Below are 13,148 nucleotides of genomic sequence, written 5' to 3' on the forward strand. Positions count from 1 at the left end.
GGCTCTGCCGGTGGTTGCTGACTGATCTAGCCCACGGTTGGAGATGCTCGTATCGCTGAGCTCAAGGAATCTCAATTGATCAAATCGACTTAGAACTTCGAGCCCGTCGTCGTTGATGTCGGTCGTGCCAATTTCAAGCGAAGACAGGTAAGGCAGGCCTTGTAATATCGCTAGACCTTGGTTGGTGATTTTAGCGCCATTGAGATTGAGACAGCGAAGTTCTCGCAATTTCAGTAGCTCGGGAATGGCGGCGTCGGTAATGCTGGTGTTGATTGAGACGTCAAGGTCTCTCAAAGTTACCAGTGGCGCCAACTTCGCGAGGCCAAGATCTCCGATTCCGGCAAAACGAAGTTGTAGCCGTTCCAGGTGTTTCAATTCAGCAACATGTGAAAGGCTTCTCTCGTCAGCAATCATCGCGTTGTCGATGTGAAGCAATCGCAATTGCGCAAGCTTGCCAATCGACTTGATGTCCTCGTCGTCAAGGTTCCCATGGCTTAGGCACAGCCATTCAACGCCTTGCAGCTTGCCAACTTCGCACAGCACCGATTCTCGATTCCGACAATATTGAAGATCGACACTGTTGATTCCGACGAGCATGTCGATACCTACGATACCCTCCAGCCAGCGAAGGTGCCGCCAAGCGAAAGAATCGCCGTGAACCGCAAATCCGCCAACGCGCTCGACAGCGCTGACAATGCGGGCCTGCTCAACCGCTTTGGCGTAGTTCCACGCAAGCCATCCACATGACGTTGCCAACAAGATTAGTAATGCAAAAGCGCTGCGGCGAAACGTACGAGCAGATGGCATGCGGTGTTTCCTGGCGATAGGCCAACGTGCTATGGAACTCTTGCTTGTGGGAGGTTTTTCTTGTACTTCCTATTGTATTGATCACGAAGTTGGTTTTCGCTTCGTCGGCTCTTGCTTTCTTCCGGAAGACTCAACCCTGATGCATCTGCCGCACCAGTTCGGCCTCGTAACGCTCGCGTAGCTGTCGTTAGTTCCTTGCCCAAGGCGATGAAAGGAGGGCGTGTGCGGTCGCCACCGCCAACGACTAGATCCCCCTGGAAGTTGTCTGGGTTGTAGTGAACGGTGACATCACTCGCCTTTCCCTCGGAACCCTGCGGTGTGAATCGAGTGCGGTTGTCTTGGCTTGGCGTCGCAGGCACGATCGTCACCGGGGCATTGTTTACGGGCAGGAATTCATGCCATTTTCCGCCGATAAATGACTTCGATGGTTTCGCAGTTTCTCCCACCCCGTTGAGAATCTCTGCCCCGTGTGCCAACTCGTTTAGCTTCGCGACGTCTCGCAGCACTTTTTCTTTCCACACTTGAGGCGCGGCCGGGTCTAACCGCACGTTGTCGGGCAGCGCTTTCAGACCGCGAATCAACTCTTGATCGTCGGCGCTCAATTGCGCGGGATCGAGTTCCACGTCTCGGGTCGTGCCATTGGGGTTGTTGAGTCGAAGCTTTACTTTGCCGCCCGGTACGAACTCAACAAACTTGCCACGGCTGGCAAAATTGCCAGCCGCCGCTTTCCATTCGCGCTCGCCAAGAGCGTGGTTCGTTTCCTCTTTTGTTTTGGTGTGCTGAACCGTGGTGACAGAGATGCCGCCCTTTGGTCTTCCCTGGACGTTACGCCCCGGTGACGAATCATCGTGCGAGCCGCGCGACCCAAAGTTCGACCCGCCGCCCGGTGACCACCACCCGCGATTCTGAGGATAGCCACCGCGCGGGTGCTTGGCTGGATCCCACGTTCCTTCCGTGGTCGTGATCGAAGCGACCCACTCGCGCAACTCTTGGGCGTGAGCTTCCTCCTCGGCGCGGCGCCGCTCGACCGAGTCGGTTCGGCCCAGGATCGCGTCGACAAACGCTTTGGCGCCCGGAGACAACTGCGAGCCATTGGTCCGTTCACTCACGGATGGTTGCTGATGGTCCTGGCGATTCGCGTTTCGATACATATTTGTTTTCTCGCAAAACTTGGAGCGACGATTGCTTGATCGTCGACTGGTTAAGGCTGCGAGTACTCGACGAGTAATCGTACTTTTGCATGACGGGCTTTGTCAGCGCGAAGAATAGGCCAGGGCGGCGTATTCGCGACTTCCGCGCAAGAAAAAACCGCGCGGACCCTGGGCGAGTCCGAGCGGTTGGTTTGAATCGCCCCGGGGCCGGTGGCCGCGGGGCGCGAGTGGTGTCAGCGATTACTTGATGAACAGCATCTCGCGATAGTTCGGCAGCGGCCACAGGTCGTCGGCGACGATGCCTTCGAGCTTGTCGGCCACTGTCCGCACGGCGCCCATGGCCGGCATGACCGTGTCGCGGAAATGCTTGGCGTGGGACATCAAATCGCCCGACGCCTTGTGGTCGATCGCCTTGTCCAGGCCGTCGGCCGCCGCTTCCAGCTTGGCGACCAGGTCGGTCAAGGTGTCGAGCGTTCCCAGGTGCGGGTTCTTGCCCACCGCCTTGAGCGACGCCGCCGCGCCAGCCAACTCGGCCTGGTAGCGATAAGCCGCTGGCAGAATCATGGTCCGGGCAATCGTCGCCGCGGTCAAAGCCTCGGTGTTGATGTCCTTGCAGTACCGCTCGAGGTAGATGTCGTAGCGGCTGTGCGTTTCGCGTGGCGACAACACGCCGTACTTGTTGAACAGCTCGACGTTCTCCGCCTTGAGCAGCACCGGCAACGCATCCAGCGTGTTGCGCAGATTCGGCAAGCCACGGCGCTCGGCTTCCTGATGCCAGGCTTCCGAATAGCCGTCGCCGTTGAAGATGATCGCCTTGTGCTTTTGGGTGATCGACTGCAACAACGATTGCACGGCCGAGTTCAACTTGCCCGTGTCGCCGCCGGTGGCCTTTTCAAGCTCGGTGGCGATATAGTCGACCGACTCGGCGACAATCGTGTTGAGCACCACCAGCGGGCCGGCGATCGATTGGCTCGAACCCACGGCGCGGAACTCGAACTTGTTGCCGGTAAAGGCAAATGGGCTGGTGCGGTTGCGGTCACCCGCGTGCTTGGGCAGCGGCGGCAGCGTGTCGACGCCGACGAGCAGCGTGCCGCTCGACTTCGACGACTTGGCGCCACCCTTTTCCAATTGTTCGAACACGTCGGACAACTGGTCGCCCAAGAAGATCGACAGAATCGCCGGCGGAGCTTCGTTGGCGCCCAGCCGGTGATCGTTGCCGCTAAAGGCCACCGCCACGCGGAGCAGGTCCGAGTGCAGGTGGACGGCGCGAATCACGGCCGCGCAGAACAGCAAGAACTGCATGTTCTCGTGCGGATTGGCGCCCGGTTCCAGCAGATTGCCCAGGCTGCAGCCCATCGACCAGTTCACGTGCTTGCCCGAGCCGTTGATGCCGGCGAAGGGCTTTTCGTGCAGCAAGCAGACCATGCCGTACTTTTGCGCGACTTGTTGCAGTCGCTGCATGATCATGTGCTGGTGGTCGGTGGCGACGTTGGCGTTCTCGTAGACCGGGGCGATTTCGTACTGTGCCGGGGCCACTTCGTTGTGCCGCGTCTTGACCGGGACGCCCAGCTTGAACAGCTCGCGTTCGGTATCGAGCATGCAGGCCAGCACGCGTTCGGGAATGGTGCCGAAGTAGTGATCTTCAAACTCCTGGCCCTTGGGAGGCTTGGCGCCGAACAAGGTCCGGCCGGTCGCCACCAGGTCAGGCCGCGCGAAGTAGAAGTTGCGATCGATCAGGAAGTATTCCTGTTCCGGCCCGGCCGAAGCGGTCACCTGGCCTGGATCGTCGTGGCCCAGCAACTTGAGCAAGCGCTGCGCCTGCTTGTTGACGGCTTGCATCGAGCGCAACAGCGGGGTCTTCTTGTCCAACGCCTCGCCCGTCCACGAGCAGAACGCCGTCGGAATGCACAACGTCGTGCCGTTCGGATTCTCGAGCAAATAAGCCGGGCTGGTTGGATCCCAAGCGGTGTAACCGCGGGCTTCGAACGTGGCGCGGATGCCGCCCGAGGGGAAGCTCGACGCGTCAGGCTCGCCCTGGATCAGTTCCTTGCCGGAGAACTCGGCGATGGTGGTGCCGTCACCCGAGGGGTTCAAAAAGCTGTCGTGCTTTTCGGCCGTCAACCCGGTGAGCGGATAGAAGACGTGGGCGTAGTGAGTGGCGCCCTTCTCGAGGGCCCAGTCCTTCATCGCAATGGCCACGGCGTCGGCCACGTTGGGGTCGAGCTTGGCGCCGTTGCGAATGGTTTGTTGGAGAGCTTTGTAAATCGGCTTGGGCAGACGTTCTTTCATCTGCTGTTGGCCGAAGACATTCGTGCCGAACAATTCGGTGGTCGATTTGTCGCGAAACGAGCAACTCAGCTCCTTCGCTTCATAGGTCGTAACCGCCGCGATCGCCGCCTGACGTGCACTACTCACGGACTGAGCCTCCTCAGAAGGAAGAACCAAATCGAGATGGGCGCAGGGTCGATCCCCGCGCCGCCAAAAAGTTGCCCACTAGCTAGCAAACGTCATGCCGCACTTGACTTGCGAACACGTGGCGTTGGGCTAACCCATTGCGCCACGTCAACTTATTACAGGCGAAAGTGGGTCGCAAGTGGCCCCCCGAAAAACGCGACTTGCCCGGAACTTTGGCACGTCCGCTACGCCCCTGCTCAGGGCCAGGGCATTTGCCGTTCTGATGACGGCAGAAGGAACGGACACATTGCGAGGAAGCGTCAAGTTAAGCTGGGAGCTATGCGGCGCGTGCGGCATTTCTCAGTCGCGCCCGGTGGCAACCATCGATTTGTCTTCCACTGGGTCGTCGGTCGTCGCTCCTCGTTGCTGCACGAGGGTCCCGCGAATGTTCTCGACGATCGCCAAATAGCACGGCACCAGGATCGGCCGCACCACCACCGTGTCGAGCATGATGCCAATCGACAGAGCGAACCCCAGTTCAAGCATCCCCTTCAGCGTGCCGGTCATCATCGACACAAAGGTGCCGGCCATGATCACGCCGCAACTGGTGATGATGCCGCCGGTCTGCGTCACCGCGATGCGCAAGCCGGCCAGCGCGCCGTGCTTGGCTTGTTCCTCGATCACGCGCGTGACCAGGAAGATGTTGTAGTCCTCGCCGATGGCCACCAGGATCACGAACAAGAAGATCGGCACCTTCCAATCGAGCCCTTGGAAGTGGGGATACCAGTGCGAGAACAGCAGGTGCGTCGCGCCGAGCGTGACAAAGTAACTGAACAGCACCGAGATCATCAGATACAGGCACAACCCCGGCCGGCGCAGCAAGACCATCAACACGCCCATCACGACGAACACGACCAGTTGCTGGATCAACTGCCGGTCCGCCTCGGTCACCGTTTTCAAATCGCGTGTGGCGGCCGAGGTGCCCAGAAAATCGAACTGCACGTCGTGCCAAGGGGATTTGGGATCGGCGGCGAACTTTTGCAAATCGGTGTCAAGCCGATCGACGAAGTGCAGCGCCTCGATCGAGAACGGATCGTATTCCAGGATCAAATCAAACCGCGTCACCTCGCCAGCCAACTCGGGGTTCTGGGCCAGGTACATCGCCCGAGCGCCCTTGTTGCCGCGGGCCGTGAGCTTGGCCAGCCCCTTGCCACGGAAGATGTTGTACATACCGGGCGTGTCGCCCAACGGCTCGGTGTAGCTGCGTACTTGCTTGACACCGGGCAGGTCGTACATCCATTTGGTCATGCGCGCGATGTCCTGCTCGCGCTCCTTGGACTGGAAGGCGGCTCCGTCTTTATGGGCCAGGACAGTCACCGGGCCGGTTTCGCCCGGCGGAAAATGTTTGGACAGCAGCGCGGTCCCATGCACGCTTGGCCGGCTGGGGTCCAACTCGGCCAACAGATTGTATGAAATTGGCGGGTTCCAACCGGCCATGGCCAGCGGACTCAACAACGCGACACTGGTGGCCAGGATCAGCCCGGGCCGCTCGACGACCAGGTTCGCGATCTTGGACCAGAACTTCTTGGTCGCCCGGTCGGCAGCGTCGGTCGACGCTGGCAAATCGGTGTCGTTTATGCCCGTGACCTCGGCCGCGATTTTGCGATCGACGCCAATATACCGCGGCCAGAAGACCCACTGTCCCAGCGCCCGCAACATCGCCGGCGCGAGCGTCAGGCACGCGGTCAGCGCCACCAACAGGCACAGCCCAATGGCCGGCCCGCTGTTTCGGTATTTGCCGAAGTCGGCGAAGATCATCGTACCCAGCCCCAGCACCGTGGTCAGGGCGCTGGCGGCCAGCGCGCCGCCGACATGTTCCAAGGCGAGCTCGATCGCCCGCACGTGGCCAAAGCCGCGTTCAAGCTCCTCGCGATAGCGCGCGATCAGGAACAGGCAGAAGTCAGTCCCCGCGCCGAACAGAATCGTGACGACGAAGATCTTCGACGTCTTGAACAACTGAAAGTCAAACCATTCCCAGCCGGGCTGCTGCTTCACCAACGCCAACAGCGCGACGGCGTCGCTGGCCACGACGACGCTGAGCATCAAGGTTAAGAGCGGAATCAGCACCAGCACCGGCGCGCGATAGACCACCGCCAGGATGCTTAGAACCAGCAGCACGGTCACCAACTCGGTGTTCTTGATGCTTTCTCCGGCCGAGCCTTGCATGTCGCCGCCGACCGCAGCGCTGCCGGTCACGCCGAAGTGTAGCCCTGCCGGCACGCTCGGTTCCTTGGCAAAGGCGTTCACCTGTCGCGAGATGCGATCGAGAATCGGAATGTTCTGCAACGCCATGAACTCGGTCGACAGTTGCATCACCGCCAGGGCGGCGCGCCGATCAGGACTAATTAACTTTTGGCCGACGACATCGCTGGCGGGGGTCCAGGCATCGACCAGCGGCAACTCGGGCTCGAGCGCGGGGTCGCGGACCTGGTGGGCCAGTGTTTCGAGCGCGGCCAGGTCTTCACTCGACAACGGCCGCTCGTCGCGCGCCGCTACGATCACGAACTGGCTTTTTGATTTGTTGCCGGGAAAAGCCGCAGCCAGCAGTCGTTCGCCCCGCACGGTAGTCATCCGGTCGGGAAGATAGGCCAGGTCGCCGTCGTGGGTCACTAAGTCCCACGAGGGGGCAAGCAACCGCAACACCGCAGCCACAACCGCCCACGCAATCATCACCAGCAACCAGTGCCGCGAAACTACCTTGCCGAGCAGATGAAACATGGGGCGGATTCAAAGTGAGAAGAAGAGGAACGCTCGGCGCGGTCAATCGCTCATCCCTGGCGAATGACACGTCGTTTCGTGCGGCGCGAAAAGCGCACAAACATGGGACCGCCGCGGCGGCCACGCCGGCGTTGTCTCCAGCCGACGCGCATACATCTTACTGGCGCGGGCAAAATGCGACCACGCCGTTACGGAAACCACAGGGAGCGGGAGGGAATGCGTCGGTCGTAACGCACATCGTGAGTACCAAGCCGGCGACTTTGTCGCCGTTCGATGACGCCCGAGCCGCCGGCTTGGGGGTGATTAGCGCGCCGTGCTAGCGGCGGGCCATTTCGCGCTTGGCCACGTTGGTCGCCGCGTCGAGGGCCGGGTCACCCTCGGCAACCGGTTGCCGCACGTTGCCGTTGTCGTCGGCCACGGGGCGCGCGGTCTGTTGGACCAGCACGTCGGGCTGGACCCCCACCTGGCTATAGGCCTGGCCTTGTGGCGAGTAGAACTTGGCCGTGGTCAGTCGCAGGCCCGAACTGGCCAGGTTCAGCGGGAAGATTCCCTGGACCGAGCCTTTGCCATAGCTGCGGGCGCCGACGATCGTGCCGCGATGATGATCGCGAATCGCGCCGGCAAAAATCTCGCTGGCGCTGGCGCTCTCGCCATCGATCAGCACCACCAGCGGTACATGCCAGGTTCCCTGCTCGTGGGCCGAGTAGACAAAGTCTTCTTGCGCGCTGCGGCCGCGCGTCGAGACGATCGTCCCTCGTTCGACGAACCGGTCGACAACTTCCACGCTGGTGGTCAGCAAGCCGCCGGGGTTGCCCCGCAGGTCGATGATCAAGCTGCGCATTCCATCACGGTGCAGCTTCCACAGGGCCGCGTCCAAGTCGCGAGCGGTGGTCTTCTGGAAGCAGGTGAGTCGCAAGTAGGCGATGCCCAATGTGCTGTCGAGGATCCGCGCGTTGTCGACGCTGGGAACTTCGACTTGCTCGCGACGAATCCGCAGTTGGCGTGGCGCCGTTCCCGGCGTGACCACGCTCAGTTGCACAATCGTCCCTTCCTTGCCTTGCAGCATGTTGGCGGCCTGGTCAGCCGACAACTCGCGGACAGTCCGTCCTTCGACCCCGGTGATCAGATCGCCAGCGCGCAGACCGCCACGCTCGGCGGGACTGCCCGAGATGACCTTCAGGATCAACAGGTTGCCGTCTTGGGTCTTGAGCTCAATGCCCAGGCCGACGAAGTTTCCTTCGATTTGCGAATAGACTTCGTTCAACTGACCAGCCGTGAGGAACGTGCTGTACGCGTCGAGCGCGTTGGTCGCGCCGCAGACGTATTCGAGCACCACGGCCGATTCAAGCAGGCCCAATTGCTCGTGCGCCAACCGGGCCGACGTGGCGACCATCTCGCGTGCCGCATGTCGGGTTTCGATCGGCAGGCTGCTCTTGCGCAGGTTGAGCTTGGTGTGCAACTCGCCACGGAAGCGATCGATCTGGGCCTCGGTCGCGCGAGGCAGGTTCCGCTCGACGAACACCGGATCGGTCAGAGCCAGTTCCAGCGCCATCGTGCCGCGATCGAACAGTTGGTTCCAATTGGGGTTGTGGACGTAATGGGTGTGAACTTTCAACAGCACTTCGCCATACAGGTCAAGCGCTTGTTGAAAGGTAAGTTTCGACAAGGTTTCGCGGAACGAGGCGTCGTTGTAACGCCGGCTTAGATCGTAGTGCGTGCGCGTGACGGCAAAGCGCTGTTCCAACTCGGCATGGCCGTGATGATGGCGGAGTGCGTCTTCGTACAGACTGAGCGCTTCGCCCCAGCGGCGTTGCTGCTCCATCTTCTGGCCACGGTCCAGAATGCCGGTCACCGCGCCTTCCATGACCGGAGCCGGAGGAGTCGGCGTGACAAACGCGACTTGGGCGCGCAGCGCGTTGCCCCCCACAAGACCAGTGCCGGCCAGCGCCGCCAGCCAGAGGGTGAGCGCCCCGAGAGTGCGACCGCTCGCGGCGAGCAGTCGGCGGCCAGGAACCATGAAGGGCTGGTGCATGACAATCCTTATCGTTGATCGGACTCAGGCAGGCACGAGCGCGGGAGATGCCGATGGGCTGGCGGGAGCAATCGTCAGTTGGACCGTTGGTTTCGGCCGACGCGCGATCGCAGGTGGCAGCTTGAAGGCAGTCCCTCGCATGGTGCTAACCCAAACGTATTGGGCGGCACGGTAAGCTGATGAACCCAGCGCCTTAGTGGCGCTGCGAGACGGAGCCGAATCATGCTCGGGCGTTTCGAATCAGTTCGCTTTCCGTGCAAACCAAAACTTGTCAGGTTGCTCTGACTGCGTCGCGGCATCAGCCAGACACCCAGGCCGGCTTGCTAGGGCTGGTTGCGCTTCCAGGTGGGGAGCGCCATGTCGGGCGGACGCGGGTGAGCAGGCTCACCCAACGCAAATCAGGGCGGCGAGTCCGACGTGCAAGGTGCTGCATTTCGGGCTCATGGGAATATAGGTCACGATCCAGGGGTGGTCAAAAAAGCACGGTCCCGACGGCTGGCCTAGATCTGCTACGACTAGCACAACCGGAACGCGGCCGCGGCAAAAAAGTGGCTGAGTAAGCTGTAACGTGCGAGCACCATAGGGTGTTCACATCCGGAGGGCTAACGGCGCGAGGAGCGGCGGTCCATGCCAGCCGGTGCGCCAGGGGCGAAGGCTCAATGCGTGAGCCGGGTTTTACTACGCAGTCGGGTGCAAAAGAGTTTGCCGACGGAACTTGATGGCAGTGGCGTCCTCGGCGGTCAGCCAAGCAGCCAGTAGGTAAGCAGCGCCGTAATCAGCAAAACCGGGATCGAAACGATTGCCACCCAAATGGTAAGCATGGTGGCCCGGCGTTTGGCGGCACAGCCATGACAGAGCGTCATCGGCACCAGGGCGTTGCCGTGCATGCCGGCTCGGCCCGATGGCCCGTCATTGTGCCAGGCGACGGTTTGGTCACGCCCCGTATCGTTGCCGCAAAGGCTGCATTTCATATTTGCCACCATTTCTTCGGCACACGTCACGCATCATAACGTCTTAAGGGCCAAAGGCCCGGCACATACCAGCCTGGGGCAACGCCCCAGGATCAAAGTCGCCTCTAGTTATTGAGGGCTGAAAGCCCGCCCTATTTCTGATGGAGCGGGCTTACAGCCCTTAATTTCCTGGATGACTCTACCTGGGGCGTTGCCCCAGGCTGGTATGGGGCGCACCTTTGGTGCTTAAGGCGGCCGGATTCAGCATGCCGCACTGTGCAGGCTGGCGGTCGCTATTTCTAGCGCCAACCGCCGGCTTGCGCCGGCACTTTGGGGGCCTGATCGGCAAAACCTGCCCCCGGCCACATCGATGTTCATTTTTCTGCTGGCGGGCGGAATCTGCCCCGGTTTTCCTCGTTTCCGGGGCGTTGACAACTTTTTCTACATCGCCTAACATCCTTGATTCCCCCTCAGGGGCGATAGTTCGTACTCTGGCTGGCCTGGTAACAGATGGTTGCCCAGCGGACTGGTTCCGCGGGATCAATCGCGGGCCGCCGCCTGTGTTTTGCGATGTTGCGTGCTGATTGCTGCGCTGTATGGCGACCGATTGGGTCGTGGGAGTTGAATTGTGGCTGGGACAACTAACGAGGTGATTCGCATCCGGATGGAGTCGTTCGATCACTCGGTGCTCGACCAGAGCGCCGCGGAAATCGTCGACACCGCCAAGCGTACCGGCTCGGAAGTTCACGGCCCGATTCCGTTGCCCACGCGGATCGAGCGTTACACGGTGCTGTCGAGCCCGCACATCGACAAGAAGGCGCGCCAGCAGTTCGAGATTCGCACCCACAAGCGCGTGATTGACATTGTGCGTTCGACGGCCAAGACCATCGAAGCGCTCAACAAGCTGAGCTTGCCGGCGGGGGTTGATATCAAGATCAAGGCATCGAGCCGCCACTAAGAGCGAGTTGCTAGCGAAGTTTGCCCTTGGGCAAGCGAGTGCTGGCACAAGTTCTGGCCGCTCGAAGACGATAGTTACGTTTCTGGCTGTTTACGAAATTAGGCATCGGGCCGCATTGGGTTGCGGTAAGCGAAACCTATGTCGGGAAGTTGGCAGGGTAAGGTCGGCGCGCCTCGCTAAGAGGCAGCGATCGCACGCAATCTTCGGGTTGCTGTGATCCGCCAGTCGAAGGACTCCCTGTCGGCAACAGACCACAAGGCACATAGCGATGGCACTTGGACTACTCGGTCGCAAGATCGGGATGACGCAAATTTTTAATGAAGCCGGCAAGGTAGTGCCGGTCACCGTGATCGAGGCTGGGCCTTGTCACGTGTTGCAGTTGCGCACCAAAGAGCGCGACGGCTACGAAGCGATTCAAGTCGGGTTCGACGACAAGCCGCGTCGCACCGCCATTCGCAGTGAGCGTGGTCACGTTGCCAAGCTCGAAAGCAAGCGGGCCAAGCGCGCCGCCGCGGCCGGTGTGGCTGTGGCCGAGCGAGCGGGCTGTGAGCCCCAGCGGTTCGTCCGCGAATTCCGCGTCGCCGCTGGCGATGTGAAGGTCGGGCAGAAGCTCGACGTCAGCTTGTTGGCCGAGGTCAAATCGGTCGACGTCACCGGCATCAGCAAAGGCCGCGGCACGGCCGGCTTGATGAAGCGGCACAACTTCGCCGGTCAGCGCGCCACGCACGGTGTCAAGAAAGTGCATCGTCACTCGGGTGGCACCAGCGCCAACACTTACCCCGGTCACGTCTTCAAGGGCAAGAAGATGGTCGGCCGGATGGGCGCCGAGCGCTGCACCTCGCGCAATCTGAAGGTCGTCCGCGTCGACCCGGAGAATAACCTGCTCTTGGTCAACGGCGCGGTCCCTGGTCCGAACGGCGGCTATGTCGTCATTCGCACGACAAACATGCTTAAGTAAACGCACAAGAATCGTCAGTTAACGGCTCCGCCGGTTAGTTAAAGGCTCACGCATATGGCCAAGTTGCCAGTCTACGATCGAACGGGAAAGCAGGTCGGCTCGTACGAGATCGACCCTGCCACCCTCGCTTCGACCATCAATAAGCAATTGCTGCACGACGTGGTGGTGATGTACCAGGCGAACGCTCGCCAAGGGACGTTCCGCACCAAGAACCGCAGCGAAGTCGCCGGCACGACCAAGAAGATGTATCGCCAGAAAGGCACGGGCAACGCCCGCGCCGGTTCGCGTCGCAGCGGTGTCCGCCGCGGCGGCAATCACATTTTCGCCAAGCGGCCGCGCAGCTTTTACTACCGGTTGCCGCGCAAGGCGGTGCAGTTGGCCACGCGGATGGCCATGGCCGCCAAGATTCAAAGCGACTCGGTGGTGCTGCTCGACGATCTGCAAATGTCGGCCCCCAAGACCAAGGACGTGGCGGCGATTCTCAAGGCCATCAAGTGCGATGGGGCGAGCTTGCTGTTGGCCACGGCCAGTTACGATCTGAATGTGTACAAGAGCGCGCGGAACATCGACCGGGTCGATGTGGCGCCGGTGGCCGAGCTAAACGCCTGGTCGATCTTGCGTCCCCGCAAGGTGGTGATGACCAAGGCGGCGCTCGATGCCTTCCGGCAACGCATTCCCGCCGCCGGCGCGGCGAGCTGATAGATATTCTCGCCGCTGGCGCGGCGAGCTGATGGGAGAGTTGAGCGATGGCAACCAAAGTAAAACAAGCTGCCCCGGCCCCCGAGCTGAGCTCGCTGTTGGCGCCGCACCAGGTGATCGTCCGCCCGCTGCTGACCGAAAAGGGCATGCACCGGTCGACGCGGCACAATGCGTACTCGTTTGAAGTGAATCCGCTGGCGACCAAGCACGACATTCGTCACGCGGTCGAAGAGTTGTTTCACGTGAAGGTGCTGAAGGTTCACACGGTGAACCGCAAGGGGAAGCCCCGCCGCATTAAGAATCGTGCCAGCCATACCGCTGACTGGAAGAAGGCGATCGTCAAGCTGCACTCGGATAGCCGGATCGACTTCTTCTAAATGATCGTTCGCTTGCCGCCCATCGGCGAGCCAGAACCTGACAG

10 protein-coding genes are annotated in these 13,148 nt (G+C 61.1%); 4 read left to right on the forward strand and 6 right to left on the reverse strand.

Annotated elements, in window-relative coordinates; genetic code table 11:
• From JSS27_19385 to JSS27_19410, 6 genes are all read right to left on the reverse strand, one after another.
• A partial coding sequence (locus tag JSS27_19385) for a hypothetical protein (GenBank protein ID MBS0211114.1) occupies nt 1–807 on the reverse strand: 807 nt, incomplete at its 3' end.
• 29 nt (nt 808–836) lie between these two features.
• Nucleotides 837–1,958 (reverse strand): hypothetical protein, encoded by a 1,122-nt coding sequence (locus tag JSS27_19390; GenBank protein MBS0211115.1) that lies wholly within the window; start codon nt 1,956–1,958, stop codon nt 837–839.
• Nucleotides 1,959–2,198: 240 nt separating this feature from the next.
• The gene (locus tag JSS27_19395; GenBank protein MBS0211116.1) at nt 2,199–4,403 is read right to left on the reverse strand and encodes a glutamine synthetase III; all 2,205 of its coding nucleotides are present in this window, start codon (nt 4,401–4,403) and stop codon (nt 2,199–2,201) included.
• A 309-nt stretch (nt 4,404–4,712) separates the two neighbouring features.
• Nucleotides 4,713–7,130, reverse strand: coding sequence for an MMPL family transporter (locus tag JSS27_19400; GenBank protein MBS0211117.1), 2,418 nt, complete (start codon nt 7,128–7,130; stop codon nt 4,713–4,715).
• Nucleotides 7,131–7,446: 316 nt separating this feature from the next.
• Complete coding sequence (locus JSS27_19405) at nt 7,447–9,162, reverse strand: S41 family peptidase (GenBank protein MBS0211118.1); 1,716 nt, start codon at nt 9,160–9,162, stop codon at nt 7,447–7,449.
• A 740-nt stretch (nt 9,163–9,902) separates the two neighbouring features.
• Complete coding sequence (locus tag JSS27_19410; GenBank protein ID MBS0211119.1) at nt 9,903–10,133, reverse strand: hypothetical protein; 231 nt, start codon at nt 10,131–10,133, stop codon at nt 9,903–9,905.
• 607 nt (nt 10,134–10,740) lie between these two features.
• Between JSS27_19410 and rpsJ the strand changes: the two genes are divergently transcribed.
• From rpsJ to rplW, 4 genes are all read left to right on the forward strand, one after another.
• The gene (gene rpsJ, locus JSS27_19415) at nt 10,741–11,070 is read left to right on the forward strand and encodes a 30S ribosomal protein S10 (protein ID MBS0211120.1); all 330 of its coding nucleotides are present in this window, start codon (nt 10,741–10,743) and stop codon (nt 11,068–11,070) included.
• A 268-nt stretch (nt 11,071–11,338) separates the two neighbouring features.
• Nucleotides 11,339–12,028: a 50S ribosomal protein L3 gene (gene rplC, locus JSS27_19420; GenBank protein ID MBS0211121.1), complete on the forward strand. Its 690-nt coding sequence runs from the start codon at nt 11,339–11,341 to the stop codon at nt 12,026–12,028.
• 54 nt (nt 12,029–12,082) lie between these two features.
• A complete protein-coding gene (gene rplD / locus JSS27_19425; GenBank protein MBS0211122.1) occupies nt 12,083–12,727 on the forward strand; it encodes a 50S ribosomal protein L4 in 645 nt (214 codons plus the stop codon).
• A 47-nt stretch (nt 12,728–12,774) separates the two neighbouring features.
• Nucleotides 12,775–13,104 (forward strand): 50S ribosomal protein L23, encoded by a 330-nt coding sequence (rplW, locus tag JSS27_19430; protein MBS0211123.1) that lies wholly within the window; start codon nt 12,775–12,777, stop codon nt 13,102–13,104.
• The last annotated feature ends 44 nt before the right edge of the window (nt 13,105–13,148 follow it).

The sequence above is a fragment of the Planctomycetota bacterium genome, assembly GCA_018242585.1.
GTDB lineage: Bacteria > Planctomycetota > Planctomycetia > Pirellulales > PNKZ01 > JAFEBQ01.